A 22,366-nucleotide genomic window follows, 5' to 3' on the forward strand; every position below is an offset into this window, starting at 1 on the left:
ATGGGTATTCTCGAACTGAAGAACGTTTCCAAGAGCTTCGGCGAAGGCACCGCGAAGACCGACGTGCTGAAGTCCATCGACCTGAGCGTGAAGGAGGGCGAGTTCCTCGTCCTTCTCGGCTTCTCCGGCACCGGCAAGACGACGCTGATCAACCTGATGAGCGGGTTGGAAAAGCCCACGAGCGGCGAAGTCACCTTCAAGGGCAAGCCGATCACCGGCCCCGGCCCGGAGCGCGGCGTGATCTTCCAGAGCTATTCGCTCATGCCCTGGCTCACGGTCAACGGCAACGTGGGCCTCGCGGTGGACACGATGTTCCCCGAGCTTTCAAAGAAGGAACGCGCCGATAAGGTGGCGCATTACGTGAAGATGGTGGGCCTCGGCCACGCCGCCACGCGCCGCCCGGCGGAGCTATCGGGCGGGATGCGCCAGCGGGTCAACGTGGCGCGCGCCCTGGCGATGGACCCGGAAATGCTGCTCCTGGACGAGCCGCTCTCCGCGCTCGACGCCCTCACCCGCGCCAACCTCGCCGATGAGATCGTCAACATCTGGGAGACCGACAAGAAGACCTGCGTGCTGATCACCAACGATGTGGATGAAGCCATCATCATGGGCGACCGCATCATCGCGCTGAACCCGGACGGCACGTTGGGCAAGGCATTCGAGGTCAACATCCCGCGCCCGCGCGACCGGATGGAGATGAACGACAGCCCGCTCTTCAAGCGCCTGCGCGCCGATGTCACCAAATACCTGATGGACGTGGGCATCGAGGCGAAGGTCGAAGGCAGCCGCACCCTGCCCGACGTGACCCCGATCCACGGCGTGCCGGTGGCCGTCGCCGAGGCGCAGAAAGGGATGATCGACCGCAACTTCCTCGATTTTTCCCAGCTGCACAAAGTCTACCCGACGCCGAAGGGCCCGCTCACCGTGGTGGAGGATTTCAACCTCAAGCTCAACCGGGGCGAATTCATCTCGCTCATCGGCCACTCGGGCTGCGGCAAATCCACCGTTCTCACCATGGCCGCCGGGCTCAACGAGATCTCCAAGGGCGCGATCCGGCTGGATGGCCGCCACGTGGAAGGGGCGGATCCGGAGCGCGCGGTGGTGTTCCAGTCGCCGAACCTCTTCCCCTGGCTCACGGCGCGGGAGAACTGCGCGATCGGTGTGGACAAGGTCTACCCCAACGCCAGCCGCGCCGAGAAACAGGACGTGGTGGATTACTACCTTGAGCGCGTCGGCTTGGCGGACGCGATGGACCGCCCGGCGCATTCCATGTCCAACGGCATGAAGCAGCGCGTCGGCATCGCGCGGGCCTTCGCGCTTTCGCCCAAGCTGCTGCTGCTGGACGAGCCATTCGGGATGCTGGACAGCCTCACCCGCTGGGAGCTTCAGGAGGTGCTGATGGAAGTCTGGGATCGCACCAAGGTCACCGCGATCTGCGTCACCCATGACGTGGACGAAGCCATCCTGCTCGCCGACCGCGTGGTGATGATGACGAACGGCCCGCAGGCCACCATCGGCAAGATCGTGGACGTGGACCTGCCGCGCCCGCGCACGCGCCAGGCTCTGCTCGAACACCCAGACTACTACAACTTCCGCTCCGAAGTGCTCGATTTCCTTGAGGAATACGAACACGGCTCCACCAGCAAAAAGAAGGACGCAGCCTAATGCCTAAGCAGAACCTCGTGATCATCGGGGCGGGCATGGCCTCGGGGCGCGCGCTGGAAGACCTCCTCGCGCTCGCACCGGATGCCTATGACGTCACGCTCTTCAACGCCGAACCGCGCGGCAACTACAACCGCATCATGCTCTCCCCGGTGCTGTCGGGCGAGAAGTGCTATGAAGACATCGTGATCCATACCGCCGAATGGTATGAAGAAAACGGTGTAACCTGCCGGTTCGGCGAGAAAATCGCCAAGGTGGACCGTGCCCGCAAGGTGGTGGTCTCCGAAACCGGCGAGGAAGTGCCCTACGACAAGCTGATCTTCGGCACCGGCTCCAACCCCTTCATCATTCCGCTGCCCGGCCATGACCTTGAGGGCGTCATCGCCTACCGCGATCTCGAAGACACGAACACCATGATCGCACTGGGCGAAAAGCCCGGCGCGAAAGCCGTGGTGATCGGCGGCGGCCTGCTTGGGCTGGAGGCCGCCGCCGGACTTGCCTTGCGCGGTGTCGACGTGACGGTGGTGCACATCATGGGCCACCTGATGGAGCGCCAGCTCGACGAGGCCGCCGGCTACCTTCTGCGCAAGGCGCTGGTGGACAAGGGCATCAAGGTGATGTGCTCGGCCAACTCCAAGGAGATCCTCGGCGAGAACGGCCGGGTGAAGGCGCTGCGGCTGGAGGACGGCACCGAACTGCCCTGCGATCTGCTGGTGATGGCGGTGGGCATCCGCCCCAACATCGCGCTGGCGCAGGAGGCCGGGCTCGCCACCGGGCGCGGCATCCACGTGGACGACCAGATGGTCACCTCGGATCCCGACATCTACGCCGTGGGGGAATGCGTTGAGCATGACGGCGCGGTCTTCGGCCTCGTCGCGCCCCTCTACGATCAGGCCAGGGTGCTGGCGAAAACACTGGTGGGCGAAGAGGCAAAATTCGTCCAGAAGGAGCTTTCGACCAAGCTGAAGGTCACCGGCTGCGATCTGTTCTCCGCCGGGGATTTCGCCGAAGGCGAGGGCCGCGAGGACATCGTGCTGCGCGATCCGGCCCGCGGCGTCTACCGCCGCCTCGTGATCGAGAACGACCGGATCGTCGGCGCGGTGATGTATGGCGATACCGCCGACAGCAACTGGTTCTTCGGCCTGATCAAGGACGGCACGGACATCAGCGAGATGCGCGATACGCTCATCTTCGGCCCGGCCTACCAGGGGGGCGAACCGCTGGACCCTATGGCGGCCGTTGCAGCCTTACCGGATGACGCGGAGATCTGCGGCTGCAACGGCGTATGCAAGGGTGACATCGTGGCGGCCATCCAGGCCGGCGCCCACGATCTGGGGGCCGTCCGCGCCACCACGAAGGCCTCGGCCTCCTGCGGGACGTGCACCGGCCTCGTGGAGCAGGTGCTGGGCGCAACCCTCGGGGATGATTTCGTGATTCCGGCTGCGCAGGGCATGTGCGGCTGCACCGATCTGAGCCACGAGGACGTGCGCCGCATGATCAAGTCGCAGGAGCTGAAAAGCCAGCAGGCCGTCTGGCAGGCCTGCGGCTGGAAGACGGTGAACGGCTGCCATGTCTGCCGCCCAGCGGTGAACTACTACCTGCTGGCCGACTGGCCGCTCGACTACCAGGACGATCCGCAGAGCCGCTTCGTCAACGAGCGCAACCACGCCAACATCCAGAAGGACGGCACCTACTCCGTGGTGCCGCGCATGTGGGGCGGCATCACCACCCCCGCCGAGCTGCGCGCCATCGCGGATGCGGCGGAGAAATACAACGTGCCGACGGTGAAGGTGACAGGCGGCCAGCGGATCGACCTGCTGGGCGTGAAGAAGGAAGATCTTCCGGCCATGTGGTACGATCTGAACCAGGCCGGGCTGGTGTCTGGCCACGCCTATTCCAAGGGCCTTCGCACGGTGAAAACCTGCGTCGGCAAGGAGCACTGCCGCTTCGGCACGCAGGATTCCACCGGCCTCGGCATCAAGCTCGAAAAGCTTCTCTGGGGCTCCTGGACGCCGCACAAGGTGAAGCTCGGCGTCTCGGGCTGCCCGCGCAACTGCGCCGAAGCCACCTGCAAGGACGTGGGCATCGTCTGCGTGGACTCGGGCTTCGAGGTCTCCGTCGCCGGGGCCGCCGGGATGGACGTGAAGGAAACCGAGCTTCTGGCCAAGGTCGCCACCGAGGAAGAGGCCATCGCGCTGACCACCGCCTTCATCCAGCTCTACCGCGAGAACGCGAAATACCTCGATCGCGGCTACAAATGGGTCGCGAAAGTGGGCCTCGACTGGGTGAAGGAACAGATCGTCGAGGATCTGGAAAACCGCACCGCGCTGGTGGAGCGGTTCGAGATCAGCCAGTCGATCTACCGCAAGGATCCCTGGGCCGAGCAGGCCACCCCCGACTACCGGGAAAAGAAATGGAACCCCATCGCAGATCTCACGCTGGAGGCCGCGGAATGAGCTGGATCGACATCGGCAGCATCGAAGACATCCCCGTGCGCGGCGCGCGCGTTCTGAAGACCCGCATGGGCTGCGTGGCCGTGTTCCGCACCTCGGAGGCGGAGGTCTTCGCGGTGGACGACACCTGCCCCCACAAGCAGGGCCCCCTGAGCGAGGGCATCGTGCACGGCAAGGCCGTCACCTGCCCGCTGCACAACTGGGTGTTCTCGCTCGAAACCGGGATGGCGCAGGGGGCCGACGAGGGCTCCATCGCCACCTATCCGACGATGGTGGAGAACGGGCGCATCCTGATCTCGGCGGATGCGCTCCAGGCACGGGTGGCGGCGGAATGACCGCCCCCACCTGCACCACCTGCCCCTACTGCGGGGTCGGCTGCGGGGTCATCGCCCCGCAGGCCGCGGGCGGCGCGGTGGCGGGCGATCCCGCGCATCCCGCGAATTTCGGGCGGCTCTGCTCGAAGGGCTCGGCGCTCGGCGAGACCCTCGATCTCGAGGGCCGTCTTCTCGCCCCGCAGATCGCGGGCCGGGACGCTAGCTGGGAGGAGGCGCTCGATCTGGTTGCGGGCAAGTTCGCGCAAGCGGTGGCCGACCATGGCCCCGACAGCGTGGCGCTCTACGTGTCCGGCCAGTTGCTGACCGAGGACTACTACGTCGCCAACAAGCTGATGAAGGGCTACATCGGCTCGGCCAACATCGACACGAATTCAAGGCTCTGCATGGCCTCCTCCGTGGCCGGTCACAAGCGCGCCTTCGGCACCGACACGGTGCCCGGCACCTACGAGGATCTGGAAGAGGCCGACGTGCTGGTGCTCGTCGGCAGCAACCTCGCCTGGTGCCACCCCGTGCTGTTCCAGCGCGTCGCCGCCGCCAAGGCCGCGCGGCCCCAGATGAAGGTGATCAACGTCGATCCCCGCCGCACGGCGACCTCCGATCTGGCGGATCTGCACCTTGCGATCCGCCCCGACGGTGACGCTGCGCTGTTCAACGGCCTGCTGGCCGAGATCGCCGACCGTGGCGCGGTGAACGCGGCCTATGTTTCCGCCCATGTGAACGGGTTCGACACGGCCCTCGCCGCCGCCCGTGCCTCCGACCCCCGCGACACCGGGTTGACGGCGGATGAGTTGGCCGCCTTCCACGATCTCTGGATCGGCAGCGAGAAGGTCGTCACCGTCTATTCGCAGGGGGTGAACCAATCTGCCTGCGGCACCGACAAGGTGAACGCGATCCTGAACTGCCACCTCGCCACGGGCCGCATCGGTCGGCCCGGCATGGGGCCGTTTTCCGTCACCGGTCAGCCAAACGCCATGGGCGGGCGCGAGGTGGGCGGGCTGGCCAACATGCTCGCCAACCACCTCGATATCGAGAACGAAGCCCACCGCGCCGCGCTGCAGGGCTTCTGGAACAGCCCGACGATGGCCGCCAAGCCAGGCCTCAAGGCGGTGGACCTGTTCCGCGCCTGTGCCGATGGCAGGATCAAGGCGCTCTGGGTGATCTCCACCAACCCCGCCGTCTCCCTGCCCGAGGCGGAGGCGGTGGCCGAAGCGATCCGCAGCGTACCCTTCACCGTGGCCTCCGACATCACCGCCGCGACCGACACCAATGCCTGCTGCGACGTGCTGCTGCCCGCCACCGGCTGGGGCGAGAAATCCGGCACCGTCACCAATTCCGAGCGCCGGATTTCGCGCCAGCGCCCCTTCCTGCCCGCCCCCGGCGCCGCGCGGCCCGACTGGGCGATCCTCTGCGATGTGGCCGGGCGGATGGGCTTTGAGGGCTTCGACTACGCGGATGAAAGCGAGATCTTCGCAGAGTATGCCGCCAGCACGGCGCTTGCGCGCGACTTCGGCAAGGATCTGGATCTGACCGGGCTCGCCGGCCTGAGCAAGGCGGAGTACGACGCGCTGGCCCCGGTGCAATGGCCGGTGCCCGAAACCGGCGCGCCCGGCGGCCGCTTCTTCGCGCAGGGCGGTTTCTTCCACCCGGACGGCAAGGCCAGGATGCTGCCGATCACGCCGCCCGCACATGGCGAAGACACGCACTACCCCTTCCGCCTGAACACCGGCCGCATCCGCGATCAGTGGCACACGATGACGCGCACCGGCAAAACCGCGCGCCTCTCAAGCCACCTCGCCGAACCCTTCGCCGAGATCCACCCGGAAGACGCCATCGCCCACGGCATCCACGACGCCGATCTGGTTGACGTGACGAGCCCCACCGGCACCGCCCGCGTCCGCGCCCTGCTCACCACCCGCGTGCAGCGCGGCGCGATCTTCCTGCCGATGCACTGGACGGCCAGCTTCTCGGCCCCCGGCAAGGCCAACCCGGCGGTGGCGGGCGTGACCGATCCCGTCTCGGGCCAGCCGGCGCTGAAAGGCAGCCGCGCCCGCATCAGCCGCTTCGCGGCGGCGTGGTATGGCTTCGCCGTCTCGGTGAACCGGATGCAGCCCGACCGCCCCTACTGGGCCGTGGCCCGCTGCGCCGGCGGCTGGCGCGCCGAGGTCGCCGGGCTGAAAACCCCCGCCGACTGGGAGGCCGAAGCCCGCCGGCTTCTTGGGCTTTCCGGCGGCACCGCCACCCTGCTGGAAGATCCCGCCACCGGCACCGCGCGTGTGGCCATCGAAGAAAACGGCCGCATCGCCGGGCTCTTCTTCGCCGCCCGCCAGCCCGTCGCCGTGGCCCGCAGCCACGCAGCACGCCTTCTGGGCAGCGAAACCAGCCCGCTCAAGGCGCTCGCTGGCCGCGCCGGCTCCGATCGCCCTGATCCCGGCGCCACGGTTTGCTCGTGTTTCGAAGTTGGGATAAACACCCTGAAGCTTGCCATCCAGGATGGGGCAACCACCGTTGCCAGCCTCGGGGAACGCACCTGCGCCGGAACCAACTGCGGCTCCTGCAAACCCGAGCTTCAAGCGCTGATTGACGCCGGTTTGCAGAAGGTGGCCGCCGAATGAGCCTTGGGCCTTATGTCCGCATCCTCGGGAGGGGCCCCGGCCGCTCCCGCTCCCTCACCCGCGAAGAGGCCCGTGCGGCCTTCGCGCTGATCCTCTCGGGCGAAGCCGCGCCCGAGGCCACGGGCGCGCTCCTGATGCTGATGCGCTTCAAGGGCGAAACCGCCGAGGAAATCGCGGGCTTCGTCGATGCCCTGCGCGCCACGCTCACCGATTGGCAGGGCCTGCCCGTTCGGCTTGACTGGCCCACCTACGCGGCCGGCCGCAGCCGCGGCCTGCCGTGGTTCCTCGCCGCGGCGAAACTGGTGGCGCAGGCCGGGGTGCCGGTGCTGATGCACGGCTGGAACTCGCACCAGAACCCGATCGCCTCCGTGCGCAACGCCCTGCCCGGCCTCGGCATTCCGTCCGTCGATACGCCCGAGGCCGCCGCGCGGGCGCTTGAGACGGCAGGCATCGCCTACGTGCCGCTGGAGAGCCTCTCCGCCGATGCCCTGCGCATCCTGCAACTGCGCGACGTGCTCAACCTGCGCTCGGCGGTGAACACCACGCTGCGGGTGCTGAACCCGGGCCTTGCCCCGGCTTCCGTGCAGGGCGTCTTCCACCCGCCCTACCGCGAACTGCAACAGGACGCGGGCCAGCTTCTGGGCCAGCAATCCTTGAGCGTCATCAAGGGCGGCGGCGGCGAGTTCGAACGCCACCCGGCCAAGGCGGTGGCGCTCTACGGGCTCCGCGACGGCGCACCGTGGGAGGGCACCGCCGCCGCCCTCACCGAGACACCCACCCGCCTCGCCGATGGCCCCGAGGCCAGCAACCCGGGCGATCTGCCCGCCCTCTGGCGCGGCCAGCTTGCCGATCCCTTCGCCGAAGCCATCATCACCGGCACCGCCGCGCTGGCCCTGCACACCGCCGGCAAGGCCGCCACGCTGCGGGAGGCCGATGCCCTCGCCGCGGAACTCTGGGCCACGCGGCCCATCCCCGCCACCACCTGAGCCACCAAGCCACCGCCAAGGAGCCCGCCATGAAAGCCTTCCCGATGTTCCTGCGCACCACCGGCCGCCGCATCGTGATCCTCGGTGGCGGCGAGCAGGCGGCGCAGAAGGCCCGTCTTGCACTCAAGACCGATGCCGCCATCTGCCTCGCCTTCCCCGGCCCGCCCGACGCGGAACTTGCCGCGCTCATCAGGGAGGGGCGGCTCACCCATCACGCCGGCGCCGTCACCCCGGCGCTTTTCGAGAACGCAGCCCTCACCTTCGTGGCGACCGGCTGCCCCGGCCTCGATGCCGCGCTGCACGCCATCGCGAAGGCGGCCGGCGCCACCGTCAACGTGGTGGACCAGCCCGATCTCTGCGACGCGCTCACCCCCTCCATCGTCGATCGGGATCCGGTGGTGGTCGCCATCGGCACCGAGGGCACCGCGCCGGTGCTGGCCCGCCAGATCAAGACCCGGGTCGAAGAAATGCTGGAGCCGCGCCTCGGTGGGCTCGCCGCGCTTGCGGGCCGCCTGCGCGGGGCCGCCGCGCAACGGCTCGCCCCCCGCGCCCGCCGCGATCTCTGGCGCTGGGTCTTCACGGACGCCCCCCGCCGCGCCTATTCCGCCGACAGCGAACGCGCCGCGGCGAAGATGATCAAACAGGCCATCGAGTCCGGCGGTGCCCCCATGCCCGAGGCCGCCCCCGTCGCGCTCGTCTCCACCGGCACCGGCGGGCGCGACATGATCACCCTGCGCGCCGTGCAGCGGCTGCAGGAGGCCGACTCGATCTTCTGCCTCGCCGTGGATGAGCCCGCCACGCTCGAACTCGCCCGGCGCGACGCGCAGCGCCTCGCCCTCGCCCCGGCCACCGCGCCGGGGGCGCTGGTCCGGCTGCTGGCGCAGAAGGCCGCGCAAGGCGATCGCGTGGTGCTGCTGACGGGGCAGGACGTGCTGGCCGATCCCGCTCTGCTCCGCGTGGCGGATCTGCTCGCGCAACAGGGGATGGGTGTCGAACGCATCGGTGGCCACTACCCCCGCCCGGCCAGCGGCAAAGAGGCGGCAGCCTGAGGCACGCGCACCGGAAAACGGCGGTTCATGATCGCTGATGCAGGGGGGATCTTGGTGGAGCCGATCGGGATCGAACCGACGACCTCGTCATTGCGAACGACGCGCTCTCCCAACTGAGCTACGGCCCCACTCGGGCTGCTATTGACCCAAAATACGACGCGAGGTCAAGAGCGAATCCCGCGTCACTTTGTTCCTCAAATATCCCCGCCGGAGGCTCCCGAAGGTGCCACCGGCGGAGCGCCCGGCGTTTACTCCGCCGCGTCCAGGTAGTCTTCCAGCGGCGGACAGGTGCAGACGAGGTTGCGATCGCCGAACACGTTGTCCACCCGCGCGACGGGCGGCCAGTATTTGTCGACCCGGAAGGCACCGGGCGGGAAGCAGCCCTGCTCGCGGCTGTAGGGCCGGTCCCACTCGCCCACCAGCGACGCCACCGTGTGAGGCGCGTGCTTGAGCGGGTTGTTGAGCGGATCGATGCGGCCTTCCTCCACGTCGGCGATCTCGGCGCGGATGGAGAGCATCGCCTCGATGAAACGGTCCAGCTCGGCCTTGGTTTCGCTTTCGGTGGGCTCCACCATCAGCGTCCCGGCCACCGGCCAGCTCATCGTCGGAGCGTGGAAGCCCGAATCCATGAGCCGCTTGGCGATGTCGTCCACCGTGATCCCGGCGCTTTCGGCGAAGGGGCGGGTGTCGAGGATGCACTCATGGGCCACGCGCCCGTTGCCGCCCTTGAACAGCACGTCATAGGCCCCCGCGAGGCGGGCGGCGATGTAGTTGGCGTTCAGGATGGCGACCTTGGTGGCCTGGGTCAGCCCGGCCCCGCCCATCATCAGAACGTAGGCCCAGCTGATCGGCAGGATCGAGGCCGAGCCATAGGGCACGGCCGAAACCGGCCCCTCGGCGCCTTCGGCCTCGGGATGGCCCGGAAGATAGGGCGCGAGATGCGCCTTCACCCCGATCGGGCCCATGCCGGGGCCGCCGCCGCCGTGGGGGATGCAGAAGGTCTTGTGCAGGTTCAGGTGGCTCACGTCGCTGCCGATCTCGCCGGGCTTCGCGAGCCCGACCATGGCGTTGAGGTTGGCACCGTCGAGGTAGACCTGCCCGCCGTATTGGTGCGTGATCTCGCAGACCTCGCGTACGGTTTCCTCGAAGACGCCGTGAGTGGAGGGATAGGTGATCATGCAGGCGGCGAGGTTCTCCCCGGCGGCTTCCGCCTTGGCGCGGAAATCCTCGAGGTCCACGTCACCGTTCTCGGCCGATTTCACCACCACGACCTTCATCCCCGCCATCTGTGCCGACGCCGGGTTCGTGCCGTGCGCGGACACCGGGATCAGGCAGATGTCGCGGTGATGATCGCCGCGCGCCTTGTGGTAGGCGGCGATGGTCAGCAGGCCCGCGTATTCTCCTTGCGCGCCGGAGTTCGGCTGCATCGACATGGCGTCATAGCCGGTGATCTCGCAGAGCTTGGCCGAAAGATCCTCGATCATCTTGGCGTAGCCCTTGGCCTGGTCGCGGGGCGCGAAGGGGTGCATCGTGCCGAACTCGGGCCAGGTGACCGGCATCATCTCCACCGCGGCATTGAGCTTCATCGTGCAGGAGCCCAGCGGGATCATGGCGCGATCGAGCGCGAGGTCGCGGTCGGCGAGCCGGCGCATGTAGCGCATCATCTCGGCTTCGGCGCGGTTCATGTGGAAGATCGGATGGGTCAGATACTCCGACCGGCGCAGCATCTCCTCCGGGAAGTTCAGCTCCAGCACCGAGGTCAGCTTGCGGTCGGTGCCCAGCCATTGCGGCGCCTTGGCCTTGACGCCGAAGGCCTTCCACACGGCTTCCACCAGCTTGTGGTCCACGATCTCGTCCACCGAGATGCCGATGCGGCTCTCGCCGACGGCGCGCAGGTTGATGCCCTCGGCCACGGCGGATTTCATGATCGCCTTCTGGAACGGGCCCACCTCGACGGTCACCGTGTCGAAGAAGCTTTCGGTCTCGACGTTGAAACCGGCCTCGCGCAGCCCCTTGGCCAGGGTGCCGGCGTGGAAGTGGATCATCTCGGCGATGGAGCGCAGCCCTCTCGGGCCGTGGAACACGGCGTAGAAGGAGGCCATCACCGCCAGAAGCGCCTGCGCGGTGCAGACGTTGGAGGTGGCCTTCTCGCGGCGGATGTGCTGCTCGCGCGTCTGCAGGCTCAGGCGGTAGGCCTTGTTGCCGAGTGCGTCCACCGATACCCCGACGATGCGGCCGGGCATGGCACGCTTGAAGGCATCTCTGCAGGACATGAAGGCCGCGTGCGGGCCACCGTAGCCCATCGGCACGCCGAAGCGCTGCGCCGAGCCCACGGCGATGTCGGCCCCCATCGCGCCCGGCTCCTTGATGAGCGTGAGCGCCAGCAGATCGGTTGCGACGATGCCCACCGCCTTGGCGGCGTGCAACGCCTCCATCTCGGCGGTGAAATCGCGGATGTGCCCGTAGGTGCCCGGATACTGGAAGATCGCGCCGAAGACCTTGTCGGCCTCCAGATCTTCCGGCGCCCCCACGATCACCTCGATGCCCAGTGGCGCGGCGCGGGTCTGCATCACGGCGATGTTCTGCGGGTGGCAGTTTTCATCGACGAAGAAGGCCGTGGCTTTCGATTTCGCCACCCGCTGCGCCATCGTCATGGCTTCAGCGCAGGCGGTGGCCTCGTCCAGCAGCGAGGCGTTGGCGATCTCCAGCCCGGTGAGATCGGCCACCATCGTCTGGAAGTTCAGCAGCGCCTCCAGCCGCCCCTGCGCGATCTCGGGCTGGTAGGGCGTGTAGGCCGTGTACCAGGCCGGGTTCTCGAGAATGTTGCGCTGGATCGCGGGCGGCGTCACCGTGCCGTAGAACCCCTGCCCGATCAGGCTGGTCATGACCTTGTTCTTGCCGGCGACCTTGCGCATCTTCTGCAGCAGCGCGTATTCGGTCATCGGCTCCCAGTCGAGCGCGTCCTTCTGGCGGATGCTGGCGGGCACCGTCTGATCGATCAGCTCGTCCAGCGAGGAGACTCCGATCACCTCCAGCATCTCCGCCATCTCCTCGGGCGAGGGCCCGATGTGGCGGCGGTTGGCGAAATCGTAGGAATTGTAGCCTGTGGGCGTATAGGGCATGGGGGCCTCCGGCTCAGCCGATGAAGTCTTTGTAGGCGGCTTCGTCCATCAGATCGTCGAGAACGGAGAGATCCTCGACCTTCATCTTGAAGAACCAGCCGTCGCCGAGCGGATCCTCGTTGACCTTGCCGGGGTCGTTCACGATGGCCTCGTTCACCTCCACGATCTCGCCATCGAGCGGGGCGAGGATGTCGGAGGCCGCCTTGACGGATTCGATCACCACGACCTCGTCGTCCTTGGAGACCTCGGTGCCTTCTTCCGGCAGCTCCACGAAAACGATGTCGCCCAGTTGCTCGGAGGCGTGTTCGGTGATGCCCACGACAACGAGATCATCCTCGACGCGGAGCCATTCGTGTTCTTCGGTGAATTTCATCTGAGTTTTCCCTGTCTGTGTGCTGAGATCAGCGTTTGTAGGTGGAGGGCCGGAACGGCATGGCGGAAACGGTTGCCGGGAGGCGCTTGCCGCGCACTTCGGCGAAGAGTCTTGTGCCTTCGGCGGCAAGCTCCGTGGGCACGTAGCCCATGGACATCGGGCGGCCGATCGAGGGTCCGAAGGCACCGGACGTGATTTCGCCGATCGGCGTGTCGGCGGCCTCGTCGGCAAAGAGCTTCGTGCCCGCGCGCATCGGGGCGCGGCCCTCGGGCAGAAGCCCGACGCGGCGGCGCGCGGCGCCGTTATCAAGCTCGGCCAGGATACGTTCGGCGCCGGGGAAGCCGCCGGCGCGCTCCCCGCCGGTGCGGCGGATCTTCTGGATCGCCCACTCCAGCGCCGCTTCGACCGGGCTCGTCGTGGTGTCGATGTCATTGCCGTAGAGGCAGAGCCCCGCTTCCAGCCGCAGGCTGTCGCGGGCGCCGAGGCCGATGGGGGCCACGCCCTCCAGCGCCAGCAGCGCACGGGCGAAGGCGACGGCCTGATCGTCCGCGACCGAAATCTCGTAGCCGTCTTCGCCGGTATAGCCGGAGCGGCTGATCCAGAGATCGCCGAAATCGCTGGGCAGGATCGCCACGTCCATGAAGCGCATGTCGGCGGCCTGCGGCACCAGCGCCGAGAGCGCGGCCTCCGCCTTCGGCCCCTGCAGCGCCAGCAGCGCCCGGTCCGTGATCACCTCGATCTCGCAGGCCGCGCCGATCTTCGCCTGCATGTGGGCCACGTCGGCGGCCTTGCAGGCGGCGTTGACCACGAGGAACAGGTGATCGCCCCGGTTGGCGACCATCAGATCGTCCAGAATGCCGCCGTCTTCGTCGGTGAACAGCGCATAGCGCTGGCGCCCCTCGGCAAGCCCGAGGATGGAGACCGGCACGAGGCTTTCCAGCGCCCCCGCCGCGCCTGCGCCGCGCAGGATCACCTGCCCCATGTGGCTGACATCGAAGAGCCCGGCCTGCTCACGCGTGTGCAGGTGTTCTTTCATCACGCCCATCGGGTATTGCACCGGCATTTCGTAGCCGGCAAAGGGCACCATCTTTGCCCCGAGCTCCACATGAAGATCGTAGAAAACCGTCCGTTCCAGATCGCCCATCGCGTTCCCCCTGTCGCCGGCGTTTGAAACGTCACCCGGCATCAATCCCGCGCGCCGCGGCGCGCCTTGATGCCCCCTCTGTCCCTTGGCCTGAGATCGTTATCCCTTCGGCGCCCCGCGTGCGGCGGGATCTCTCCAGAGTGTCTAGACGCCCCACGGTCCTTTTGCCTGAGAGTTTACCGGGGCGGTTGCTCCTTCGGCACCGGCAGCCTGCGCGGCCGGATTCTCCCATGGGGTTGTCGCTCGTGTTAAGCGAAGCGTCGGCTTCTGGCAAGGGCTTGCAAAACCCGAAAGCCGGCGCCAGCCTGCGCCCATGCGCGACCCATTCTTCTTCGGCTACGGCTCCCTCGTCAATCGGGGCACCCATGACTACCGCGATTCCGCCCCGGCCAGACTGCAGGGCTGGCGGCGCCACTGGCGCCAGATCGCCAGCTTTCCGCGCGCGATTCTGACGGCCGCCCGGCAGCCCGACTGCCGCATCGACGGGCTGATCGCGCGGGTGCCCGGCGCCGACTGGGCGCGGCTCGACGCCCGCGAAGCGGCCTACGACAGGGTTCTTCTGGGTGCGGAGATCTCGCATGCACACGCCAGCGCCGCGGCCATCGCCATCTACGAGATCCCGGAAGCCAAGCATCCCGCGCCAGAGGCCCCGCACCCCATCGCGCTGAGTTACCTCGACGTGGTGGTGCAGGGCTATCTGCAGGAGTTCGGCACTGGAGGCGTTGCGGATTTCTTTGCCACCACCACCGGCTGGGAGGCGGGCATTCTGGACGACCGTTCAGATCCGCTCTACCCCCGTGCAAGCGCAACGACGCTGGACGCCAAGCTGCTGACGGACAAGCATCTTTCGGATTTCTAGACTTCCTGCATCGTAGCGCCGTGTATTGCGAAGGTTCCGCCGGACAAGCCCGACAGGCACCGTCGGGCCGCGCCGACCCGCCCCGTCAAACCAAAGGTTTGCCTTCGGCAAAACGGGTCGGCGCTGCCGTTGCGCGAAACAGCCCTACTTGCGCAGGTTGAACAGGCTCTGCTGCCGGGCCTGCCGCTGGAAGGGCGCAGGCTTGGGCTTCTCCACCGCTCCGGCGGCCTGTTTTGCCATTACCCGCTGCGCCAGCAGGTAGCCGACGAGGGCGAAAAGGATGCCCCCCGCCGCCTGCCCCACCAGCACGCCCGGCGCGCCCATCAGCGCGGAGAACAGCATCACGAAGGGGATGGTGCCGATGGTGTGCCGGCCCCAGTTCAGCCAGGTGGAATAGAAGGGGTGCCCGAGGTTGTTGAAGGCGGCGTTGGACACGAAGAGCACCCCGTTGAAGAAGAAGGCCAGTGCCAGCGGCCCGCAGAACAGGTAGACGAGTTCGCGCGCCAGCCCGGTGGCGTTGAAGAGATCGGCGATCGGCGCGCGCAGCAGGAACAGCAGCACGGAGACCCCGAGGATGAAGGCTCCCGAGAAAATCAGCGCATCGCGGTAGGCGCCGCGCACCCGCGCCGGCTGCCCGGCCCCGGCGTTCTGCCCGATGATCGGCCCGACCGCGCCCGACAGCGCGAAGATCACCGCGAAGGCCAGCGGTGTGAGCCGCCCGACGATGGCCATGCCCGCCACAGCCTCCTCGCCGTAGGCCGCCATGGCGCGGGTCACGTAGGCGGAGCTGAAAGGCGTGGCGACCTGGGTCAGGATCGCCGGCAGGGCGATCTGGAAAACCGGTTTGAAATCAGCGGCCAGCAGCGGGACGCTCAGGCGGGAAAAGCCCCCGTAGTGGCGCAGGACGGGCAGGATCCCCGAGATGCACATCGCGATCCGCGCACAGACGCTCGCCAGCGCCGCTCCGTTCAGATCCAGGCCCAGCGCGAAGATGAAGATCGGGTCCAGCACCGCGTTCACCCCCCCGCCCCAGAGCGTGACGAACATCGCCCGCCGTGCATCGCCGTGGCCGCGCAGGATCGCGCTGGCGACCATGCCGGCCAGCATCAGCGGCATGGAGGGAATGATGATCCGCAGGTAGTCCACGGCCAGTTCCTGCGTCAGCCCCTCGGCCCCCAGAAAGCCTGTCAGGCTATGCAGGTTGGCCCAGACGACGGCCGCCAGAACCACGCCCATGCCCACGCCGTAGGCCAGCGTGTGGGTGGCCTTGCGGCGCGCCTCCCCGGCGTCGCCCGCCCCCAGTTGGCGGGCCACCAGCGCCCCGGCCGCGATCGACATGCCGATGCCCAGCGAGGTGGTGAAGAAGAGCACCGCCCCCGCGTAGCCCACCGCGGCGGCCAGTTCGGCCTGCCCCAGCATGGAGATGAAGACCATATCGACGAAATCCACGAAGAACACGGCCATCAGCCCCACCGAGGCGGTGAAACTCATCACCGCCACGTGGCGAAACAGGCTGCCTTCGAGGAATTTTGCTTGTTCGTTGGCCATCATTCGCTCCCGCCCCGGCTCAGGCTGTCAAAATACGCGCAATGCGGCGGGAGAGAACGATGAAAATTGCACAGGCCGTGTGCACGGCCCGTGCCAAACCGCGGGCGGGCTCAGCCCTTGGCGCGGATCACCTGCAGAAGCGGCAGCACCGCGCTCATGTCCGGCCCGTGGCTCTGGCCGGTGAGCGCCTTGCGCAGCGGCATGAACAGGCCACGCCCCTTGCGCCCGGTGGCGGCCTTCACTTCGGCCGTCCATTTGCCCCAGCTGTCGGAATCGTAGGGGCCTTCGGGCAGCAGCGCGAGGGCCTGCGCAACGAACTCGGCATCCTCTTCGTCGATCACCGGCTCGGCGCCGTCGCGGAACATGGCCCACCAGCCCTCAAGGTCGGAGAGCGTGGTGATGTTCTCGCGGGTGACGGACCAGAACTGCTCGGCGATCTCGTCGGGCACGCCGATCTCGGCGATCCTGTCCTTCACCGCCTCGAACGGCAGCCCCTGGTTGATGCGGGCGGTCAGCGGGAAGAGATCTTCCACGTCGAATTTCGTCGGCGCCGCGCCGAACTTGGAGAGATCGAAGCCTTCGATCAGTTCCTCCATCGAGCCGCGCAGCTCCACCGGATCGGAGGAACCCAGCCGCGCCATGAGCGACAGCAGCGCCATGGGTTCCACCCCGCGGGCGCGCAGATCGCGCAGCGCCAGCGTGCCGAGCCGCTTGGACAAGGCCTCGCCCTGCGGGCCGGTCAGCAGCGAATGGTGCGCGAAGTTGGGCACATGGCCCCCCAGCGCTTCGATGATCTGGATCTGGGTCGCGGTGTTCGTCACGTGGTCGGAGCCGCGCACCACGTCGGTGATGCCGAAATCCACGTCGTCGCAGACGGAGGCCAGCGTGTAGAGGAACTGCCCGTCGCCCCGGATCAGCACGGGATCGGAGACGGAAGCCGCGTCGATCGAAAGATCGCCGAGGATGCCGTCCTTCCACTCGATCCGCGCGTGATCGAGCAGGAAGCGCCAGTGGCCGTTGCCGCGCTCCTCGCGCAGGCGGGCCTTCTCTTCCTCGGAAAGCTTCAGCGCGGAGCGGTCGTAGACGGGCGGCTTGCCCATGTTCAGCTGCTTCTTGCGCTTCAGATCCAGCTCCGTGGGCGTTTCGAAACACTCGTAGAAGCGGCCCATGTCGCGCAGTTGCTGGGCGGCCTCCTCGTAACGCTCAAGCCGGCTGGACTGGGTTTCCACCCGGTCCCACGTCAGGCCGAGCCACTCCAGATCCTCCTTGATGGCATCCGCGTATTCCTGCTTGCTGCGCTCCGGGTCGGTGTCGTCCAGCCGCAGGATGAACTGGCCCCCCGCCTTGCGGGCGATCAGGTAGTTGAACAGCGCGGTGCGCAGGTTGCCCACGTGGAGGTAGCCGGTGGGGCTGGGGGCGAAACGGGTAACGGTCATCTCTTCTTGCCTTCGCTTTGAAGCGTCGCCTCCTCTTAGCCGCAGCCCGCGCAAAGGCCAAGTGGCGCGCCGACCCAACGTCAGAGGGGATTTTTGCATCCGCGCGGTCTAACAGAAGCAAAGCCCGTGTGCGAGAGGAGAAATCATGGCCGGCAACTACGTTCTGAACATGTACGAGAAACTTCTGAAATGGCCCTTCGGCCGACAGATCTTCTCGGCCTATTCCGCGCGTCGCGCCCCCTATTTCCGCACCATCAAACCGCTCGTCACCGATGTGCGCCCAAACCACTGCTCGGTGCTGATCCGCAAGCGCCGGAGCGTGGAGAACCACATCGGCACCGTGCATGTGATCGCCATCGCCAACGGGCTGGAGATGGCCATGGGCTTCATGGCCGAAGCCAGCATCCCGAAACATCTGCGCTGGATTCCCAAGGGGATGCAGCTGGATTACACCGCGAAGGCCGGCAGCGACATCACCTGCACGGCCGACGTGGAGCCGGAGGCCTGGGTGCCCGGAGATCTCACCGTGCGCGTGGAGGCCAAGGACGATCAGGGGATCGTCGTCGTGAAGGGCACGATCACGCTCTGGATCTCGGAAAAACCGGCGAAGAAGTAGAAAAATCGATTTTTCACGCGGTTTTGACTCGCCACCCGGGCCGAACGCCCTAACCTTGCGCTCAGGCAACGTTAGAGGAGTACCCCATGTCCGATGTCAAGATCACCCGCCGGGCCGCCATGCTGACGGGCGCCGCCCTGCCGCTGGCGGCCGGGCTCACCGGCCTTTCCGGCCGCCCGGCCCGCGCCGCGGCCGACATGATGGGGCCCGGCGGCCCCGCCTATTCCCGCATGAAGCTGGGCGGCTTCGAGGTCACCACCCTGCTGGATGGCAACCGCACCGTCGAGAACCCGCAGGAAATCTTCGGCATGAACGCCACGCCGGAGGAGTTCGCCGAGGTCTCGGGCGCCCATTTCATCCCCACCGACAAATCGCAGTTCTTCTTCACGCCGACGGTGGTGAACACCGGCAGCGAGCTGGTGCTGTTTGACACCGGCCTCGGCCAGGGCGGAATCGTCAAGGCGCTCGGCGATGCCGGCTACACCCCGGACCAGGTGGACATCGTGGTGCTGACCCACATGCATCCCGATCACATCGGCGGCATGACCACCGGCGACGACGGCACGCCGACCTTCCCCAATGCCCGCTACGTGACCGGCTCCACCGAGTATGACTTCTGGAGCAAGATGGAGGCCGGCAACCGCGTGGGCGACATGGTGGCCGCGAAGGTGACGCCGATGGCCGAGAAGATGACCTTCCTGGACGACGGCGGCTCCGTGGTTTCGGGCATCACCGCGATGGCCGCGCACGGCCACACGCCCGGCCACACCACCTTCATGCTCGAAAGCGACGGCCAGCAGCTCCTGCTGATCGGCGACACCGCCAACCACTACGTCTGGTCCCTCGGCTACCCGGACTGGGAAGTGCGCTTCGACATGGACAAGGCCGCCGCCGCCGCGACGCGCCGCAAGGTCTTCGGGATGCTGGCCGCCGACAAGGTGCCCTTCATCGGCTACCACATGCCCTTCCCGGCGGTGGGCTTCGTGGAAGCGAAGGACTCCGGCTTCCGCTACGTGCCGGCCAGCTACCAGATGATCATGAGCTGAGCCTGACGGCCGCGAAACCTCAGCGCGGCGGGGTCACCATCCCCGCCGTCGCACGCCAGAACTGCAGGATCTCCTGCGTGAGATCCACGTCGCACATGCGCGAGCCGCAAGGGGCCTGGTTGCCGCCCCACCCCGGCCAGTCATGCCCCCCGTCCAACGTCGTCAGCACCGCCACCGGCGCGCCGCCCTCGGCCGGCAGGTAATCGGCGCGCACCGTCATGGTTTCATCGCCCCCCTCCCCGGCCCCGAGATCGGGATAGAGGCTTTCGATCCGGCGTGGCAGGGTGCGGTTGAAGGCGGCCAGCCATTTCTCCGTCATCCGGCGCTGGCTGGTGAGATCGAAATTGCCGCGCTCCTGCCCGATCGGGTTGAACAGCACGCAGCGCATGGCGGCGTAGATGCTGCCCGGCTCCGCGCATCGGGGATGGCGCTGAAGTTCGGCGACGATGGTTTCCACCGGCAGCGAGAACTTGTCGGCCGTGCCCATGTGGAACAGGAACGGACGCCGCGCCGAACGGTTGAGCCCGTAGCGCCCGGTGCCCCGGGCCTCGGGCTCCACCGCGCGCATCTTGGCCGCGCTCATCCCCATCCCCGCCGCCGCGAAGCCGGCGAAGCGCTCCGCGAGGGGCGCGGTGAGATAGAGCTGGAAGACGAAGCCGGCCCCCGCCGAGAAACCGGCGGCGTAGAAGCCCTGCACCGCGCGCTCGGCCTCGGGCGCGTCCATCAGCGCTTCGACGAAGGCCAGATCGGAAAGCCCGGAGCCGCCCGCGCAGCCATAGGGCGCGGCCAGCCCGGCCCAGTCCTGCGCCTGGAAGCCGATCTGGCGCCAGATCGAGGAACAGACGCCCTCCTGCCCGGTTTCATGGGCGTCCGGCACCAGGATGATCATCCCCTGCTCCGCCCGGTAGCGCCAGAGGTTGACCATCGCATCCGCCCCCGCCCCGGCCCCGTGGAAGGCGATCACCACGGGCAGCACGCCGCCCTGATCGGGGATGTGGCGGCAGTAGTGGCGCGTGGCCCCCTCCACTGCGATCCCGCAGGGCTGGAAGGCCGCCGACGGGCAGGAGAAAGCCGCCGGATCCACCGGCAGGCAGGCCGTGCCCGGCGCCTGCGCACGCGCGACACCGGGAAGAACGAACAGGCAGACGAGCGCCGCGAGGGCGCGCAAGGCGTTGGTCAGCATGTCCAAGCAATGGGGTGAGTCTGGCAAACAGGCCGTTAACGGCTCAGGCTCATTCCGGATGCACGGGCCAGATCGCGTCCAGGTCCTTCAGCCCGGTGGCGATCAGTTCGCGCAGAACGTCCAGATCCACATCCGCAAGCTTCGTGATGTAGAGGCAGGCCTTGCCGGTTTTGTGCTTGCCGAGCCGCGCAAGGATCTCGCCGTAATCCTGGTAGCCGGGCATGATGTAGAGCGACAGCGCGCTCTTGCGCGGCGAGAAGCCGGTGGCGAGGAAATCCCCTTCCCGGCCGGAGGCATAGCGGTAGTGGTAGCGCCCGTAGCCGACGATGCTCTCGCCCCACATGCGCGGCTCGAAGCCCGTCACCTCGCTGAACAGCGCGGCCAGAACGCGGGCATCTTCCGCGCGGCGCGCCGGCGCGACGCGGGCCAGAAAATCCGCCACGCTGGCCGTCGTGGCTTGCGTCTTGTTGTCGGCCATGATCGCCTCCCGCCGCTACAGGTAGAGGGTGCTGGCCACGAGGAAGAAAATCAACACCCCGAAGACGTCGTTCGACGTGGTGATGAAGATGCCCGTGGCCACCGCCGGATCCTGCCCCAGCGCCCTGAGCCCGTAGGGCACCACCGCGCCGAGCGTGCCGGCCAGCAGGGTGACGAGCGTCAGGGCCACGAGCACGGTCAGCGCGAGCGCGCCCGCGGACGGAACCGGCAGCATCAGGCTCGCCAGCAGCACCAGCGCCGCCGTCGCCGCCCCCACGCTCAGCCCGTTAAGCGCCGCCCCGGCCATCTCGCGCAGGATGCGGCCCCGGAAATCCCCGTGCCAGCTGTGGCCCGAGGTGATGGCCTGAACCGAGACCGTGCTGGCCTGGATGCCGGAATTGCCCGCCGTGCTCATCACCACCGGGATGCAGGAGGCCAGGATCGCCGCCTGGGCCAGCACGTCTTCGAAGGAGCCGATCACCATCGCGGCGACCGATGAGCCCACGAGGCCGGCCAGAAGCCACGGCAGGCGGCGCTTCAGGATCGTCAGCGGCGAGTCGAACTGGGTGGAGGCCGGCGCAACGCCGCCCATCACCAGCATGTCTTCCTCGGCTTCCTCACGCAGGATCTCGGCCAGCTCGCGCGGGGCCACGCCCCCCACGAGGCGCCCGGCGCCATCCACCACGGCGATGGCCGACAGGTGGCGCGCCTCCGCCAGCCGCAGCACCTCTTCGCGGTCCACGTCGGCGCTGACGATCGGCGGGTTGGGTGTGCAGATCTCGGCCACGGGCGTGTCGGGTGCGGCGATCAGCACGTCCCGAAAGCGCAGCACCCCCACCGGGTGGCGCAGATCGTCCACCACGAAGATCATGTCGATCTTGGCGATCTCATCAGAGCGGCGGCGGATGTCCTCGGTCAGTTCGCCCACCGTCCAGGACAGCGGCACCGTCATCACCCCGTGGCGCATGACGGTGGCGATGGTATGCGCCTGCGCCTGCACCGCCCGGCGCAGGGCTTCGGCGTGCGGATGGCCCTTGATCAGCTCCTCGGCGAAATCCTCCGGCAGTTCCAGCAGCGTGGCCACGGCCTCGTCCATCGGCATCCGGCGCAGCAGGCGCCGGAATTTCCCGACCGTCGCCGGATCGAACAGCACCGCGTGCAGATCGGAATCCAGCTCGTCCAGCACGGCGAGGCTCAGATGTTCGGGCAGCCAGTGGAACAGCCTGCGCGCATCGCGCGGCGTCAGCGCCACCATCGCCTTCAGCACGTCCGCCGGGTGCCAGTGCCCCAGCGCGTCCAGCAGCGCGGCCTCCTGCCCGGCGCGCAGCATGGCCTCCATGCGCCGCAGCGTGGCGCGGTTGGCGGAAGGGCCGCCCTCCCGCCAGGTCAGCGGGGCGGCGGCTTCGGTGGCGGCGGCGGATGGGCTGCGGGTGCTGCGCATGTCGGACCTGCTCCTTTTCCCTGC

General features: G+C 67.8%; 17 protein-coding genes, 1 tRNA gene and 1 riboswitch. Of the genes, 9 read left to right on the top strand and 9 right to left on the bottom strand.

Annotated features, from left to right (window positions below):
- From PSA7680_RS01925 to PSA7680_RS01950, 6 genes are read left to right on the top strand one after another with little or no spacing between them, the layout of a single operon-like run.
- A complete protein-coding gene (locus PSA7680_RS01925) occupies nt 1–1,665 on the top strand; it encodes an ABC transporter ATP-binding protein (RefSeq protein WP_176244061.1) in 1,665 nt (554 codons plus the stop codon).
- Nucleotides 1,665–4,118: a nitrite reductase large subunit NirB gene (gene nirB, locus PSA7680_RS01930; protein WP_085866973.1), complete on the top strand. Its 2,454-nt coding sequence runs from the start codon at nt 1,665–1,667 to the stop codon at nt 4,116–4,118. The genes PSA7680_RS01925 and nirB overlap by 1 nt, the downstream gene beginning before the upstream one ends.
- A complete protein-coding gene (nirD, locus tag PSA7680_RS01935; RefSeq protein WP_085866974.1) occupies nt 4,115–4,450 on the top strand; it encodes a nitrite reductase small subunit NirD in 336 nt (111 codons plus the stop codon). The genes nirB and nirD overlap by 4 nt, the downstream gene beginning before the upstream one ends.
- Complete coding sequence (locus PSA7680_RS01940; protein ID WP_085866975.1) at nt 4,447–7,062, top strand: nitrate reductase; 2,616 nt, start codon at nt 4,447–4,449, stop codon at nt 7,060–7,062. The genes nirD and PSA7680_RS01940 overlap by 4 nt, the downstream gene beginning before the upstream one ends.
- Nucleotides 7,059–8,048, top strand: a complete 990-nt coding sequence (locus tag PSA7680_RS01945; RefSeq protein WP_085866976.1) for a glycosyl transferase family protein — start codon at nt 7,059–7,061, stop codon at nt 8,046–8,048. The genes PSA7680_RS01940 and PSA7680_RS01945 overlap by 4 nt, the downstream gene beginning before the upstream one ends.
- A gap of 29 nt (nt 8,049–8,077) precedes the next feature.
- A complete protein-coding gene (locus PSA7680_RS01950) occupies nt 8,078–9,097 on the top strand; it encodes an NAD(P)-dependent oxidoreductase (protein WP_085866977.1) in 1,020 nt (339 codons plus the stop codon).
- A gap of 52 nt (nt 9,098–9,149) precedes the next feature.
- Here PSA7680_RS01950 and PSA7680_RS01955 read toward each other — a convergent pair.
- The 4 genes from PSA7680_RS01955 to gcvT all read right to left on the bottom strand — a co-directional run bounded on the left by PSA7680_RS01955 (nt 9,150) and on the right by gcvT (nt 13,736).
- Nucleotides 9,150–9,225, bottom strand: a tRNA-Ala gene (locus tag PSA7680_RS01955).
- A gap of 120 nt (nt 9,226–9,345) precedes the next feature.
- Nucleotides 9,346–12,219 (bottom strand): aminomethyl-transferring glycine dehydrogenase, encoded by a 2,874-nt coding sequence (gene gcvP, locus PSA7680_RS01960; protein ID WP_085866978.1) that lies wholly within the window; start codon nt 12,217–12,219, stop codon nt 9,346–9,348.
- 13 nt (nt 12,220–12,232) lie between these two features.
- Entirely contained in the window at nt 12,233–12,592 is a 360-nt protein-coding gene (gene gcvH, locus PSA7680_RS01965) for a glycine cleavage system protein GcvH (RefSeq protein WP_085866979.1), read from the bottom strand.
- A gap of 28 nt (nt 12,593–12,620) precedes the next feature.
- On the bottom strand, nt 12,621–13,736 hold the full coding sequence (gene gcvT, locus PSA7680_RS01970; RefSeq protein WP_085866980.1) for a glycine cleavage system aminomethyltransferase GcvT: 1,116 nt from the start codon (nt 13,734–13,736) through the stop codon (nt 12,621–12,623).
- A gap of 146 nt (nt 13,737–13,882) precedes the next feature.
- Nucleotides 13,883–13,977: riboswitch (glycine riboswitch) on the bottom strand.
- A 72-nt stretch (nt 13,978–14,049) separates the two neighbouring features.
- On the opposite strand from gcvT, the gene PSA7680_RS01975 reads away from it, so the two are divergent.
- Nucleotides 14,050–14,595: a gamma-glutamylcyclotransferase family protein gene (locus PSA7680_RS01975; RefSeq protein ID WP_085866981.1), complete on the top strand. Its 546-nt coding sequence runs from the start codon at nt 14,050–14,052 to the stop codon at nt 14,593–14,595.
- A 144-nt stretch (nt 14,596–14,739) separates the two neighbouring features.
- Here PSA7680_RS01975 and PSA7680_RS01980 read toward each other — a convergent pair whose 3' ends face one another.
- Nucleotides 14,740–16,143: an MATE family efflux transporter gene (locus tag PSA7680_RS01980; RefSeq protein WP_085867134.1), complete on the bottom strand. Its 1,404-nt coding sequence runs from the start codon at nt 16,141–16,143 to the stop codon at nt 14,740–14,742.
- Between the two features lie 110 nt (nt 16,144–16,253).
- A complete protein-coding gene (gene gltX, locus PSA7680_RS01985) occupies nt 16,254–17,579 on the bottom strand; it encodes a glutamate--tRNA ligase (RefSeq protein WP_085866982.1) in 1,326 nt (441 codons plus the stop codon).
- Between the two features lie 145 nt (nt 17,580–17,724).
- On the opposite strand from gltX, the gene PSA7680_RS01990 reads away from it, so the two are divergent.
- Both PSA7680_RS01990 and PSA7680_RS01995 read left to right on the top strand, forming a co-directional pair.
- The gene (locus PSA7680_RS01990; RefSeq protein ID WP_085866983.1) at nt 17,725–18,195 is read left to right on the top strand and encodes a hotdog fold domain-containing protein; all 471 of its coding nucleotides are present in this window, start codon (nt 17,725–17,727) and stop codon (nt 18,193–18,195) included.
- Between the two features lie 86 nt (nt 18,196–18,281).
- Nucleotides 18,282–19,241 (top strand): MBL fold metallo-hydrolase, encoded by a 960-nt coding sequence (locus PSA7680_RS01995; RefSeq protein ID WP_085866984.1) that lies wholly within the window; start codon nt 18,282–18,284, stop codon nt 19,239–19,241.
- Nucleotides 19,242–19,260: 19 nt separating this feature from the next.
- On the opposite strand, the gene PSA7680_RS02000 is transcribed toward PSA7680_RS01995, so the two are convergent.
- Genes PSA7680_RS02000 through PSA7680_RS02010 form a run of 3 tightly spaced genes read right to left on the bottom strand, consistent with a single transcriptional unit; the run spans nt 19,261 to nt 22,342 of the window.
- Complete coding sequence (locus tag PSA7680_RS02000) at nt 19,261–20,424, bottom strand: alpha/beta hydrolase family protein (protein WP_085866985.1); 1,164 nt, start codon at nt 20,422–20,424, stop codon at nt 19,261–19,263.
- 49 nt (nt 20,425–20,473) lie between these two features.
- Entirely contained in the window at nt 20,474–20,902 is a 429-nt protein-coding gene (locus PSA7680_RS02005) for a DUF1801 domain-containing protein (RefSeq protein WP_085866986.1), read from the bottom strand.
- 15 nt (nt 20,903–20,917) lie between these two features.
- On the bottom strand, nt 20,918–22,342 hold the full coding sequence (locus PSA7680_RS02010; RefSeq protein WP_085866987.1) for a magnesium transporter: 1,425 nt from the start codon (nt 22,340–22,342) through the stop codon (nt 20,918–20,920).
- Nucleotides 22,343–22,366 lie beyond the last annotated feature (24 nt).

The organism is Pseudoruegeria aquimaris (assembly GCF_900172235.1).
Taxonomy (GTDB): Bacteria; Pseudomonadota; Alphaproteobacteria; order Rhodobacterales; family Rhodobacteraceae; genus Pseudoruegeria; species Pseudoruegeria aquimaris.

Excerpts from the sequence above, each read along its gene's own strand:
- PSA7680_RS01925 (WP_176244061.1), top strand. The coding sequence starts at position 1 with ATGGGTATTCTCGAACTGAAGAACGTTTCCAAGAGCTTCGGCGAAGGC.
- nirB (WP_085866973.1), top strand. The coding sequence starts at position 1,665 with ATGCCTAAGCAGAACCTCGTGATCATCGGGGCGGGCATGGCCTCGGGG.
- nirD (WP_085866974.1), top strand. The coding sequence starts at position 4,115 with ATGAGCTGGATCGACATCGGCAGCATCGAAGACATCCCCGTGCGCGGC.
- PSA7680_RS01940 (WP_085866975.1), top strand. The coding sequence starts at position 4,447 with ATGACCGCCCCCACCTGCACCACCTGCCCCTACTGCGGGGTCGGCTGC.
- PSA7680_RS01945 (WP_085866976.1), top strand. The coding sequence starts at position 7,059 with ATGAGCCTTGGGCCTTATGTCCGCATCCTCGGGAGGGGCCCCGGCCGC.
- PSA7680_RS01950 (WP_085866977.1), top strand. The coding sequence starts at position 8,078 with ATGAAAGCCTTCCCGATGTTCCTGCGCACCACCGGCCGCCGCATCGTG.
- gcvP (WP_085866978.1), bottom strand. The coding sequence starts at position 12,219 with ATGCCCTATACGCCCACAGGCTACAATTCCTACGATTTCGCCAACCGC.
- gcvH (WP_085866979.1), bottom strand. The coding sequence starts at position 12,592 with ATGAAATTCACCGAAGAACACGAATGGCTCCGCGTCGAGGATGATCTC.
- gcvT (WP_085866980.1), bottom strand. The coding sequence starts at position 13,736 with ATGGGCGATCTGGAACGGACGGTTTTCTACGATCTTCATGTGGAGCTC.
- PSA7680_RS01975 (WP_085866981.1), top strand. The coding sequence starts at position 14,050 with ATGCGCGACCCATTCTTCTTCGGCTACGGCTCCCTCGTCAATCGGGGC.
- PSA7680_RS01980 (WP_085867134.1), bottom strand. The coding sequence starts at position 16,143 with ATGGCCAACGAACAAGCAAAATTCCTCGAAGGCAGCCTGTTTCGCCAC.
- gltX (WP_085866982.1), bottom strand. The coding sequence starts at position 17,579 with ATGACCGTTACCCGTTTCGCCCCCAGCCCCACCGGCTACCTCCACGTG.
- PSA7680_RS01990 (WP_085866983.1), top strand. The coding sequence starts at position 17,725 with ATGGCCGGCAACTACGTTCTGAACATGTACGAGAAACTTCTGAAATGG.
- PSA7680_RS01995 (WP_085866984.1), top strand. The coding sequence starts at position 18,282 with ATGTCCGATGTCAAGATCACCCGCCGGGCCGCCATGCTGACGGGCGCC.
- PSA7680_RS02000 (WP_085866985.1), bottom strand. The coding sequence starts at position 20,424 with ATGCTGACCAACGCCTTGCGCGCCCTCGCGGCGCTCGTCTGCCTGTTC.
- PSA7680_RS02005 (WP_085866986.1), bottom strand. The coding sequence starts at position 20,902 with ATGGCCGACAACAAGACGCAAGCCACGACGGCCAGCGTGGCGGATTTT.
- PSA7680_RS02010 (WP_085866987.1), bottom strand. The coding sequence starts at position 22,342 with ATGCGCAGCACCCGCAGCCCATCCGCCGCCGCCACCGAAGCCGCCGCC.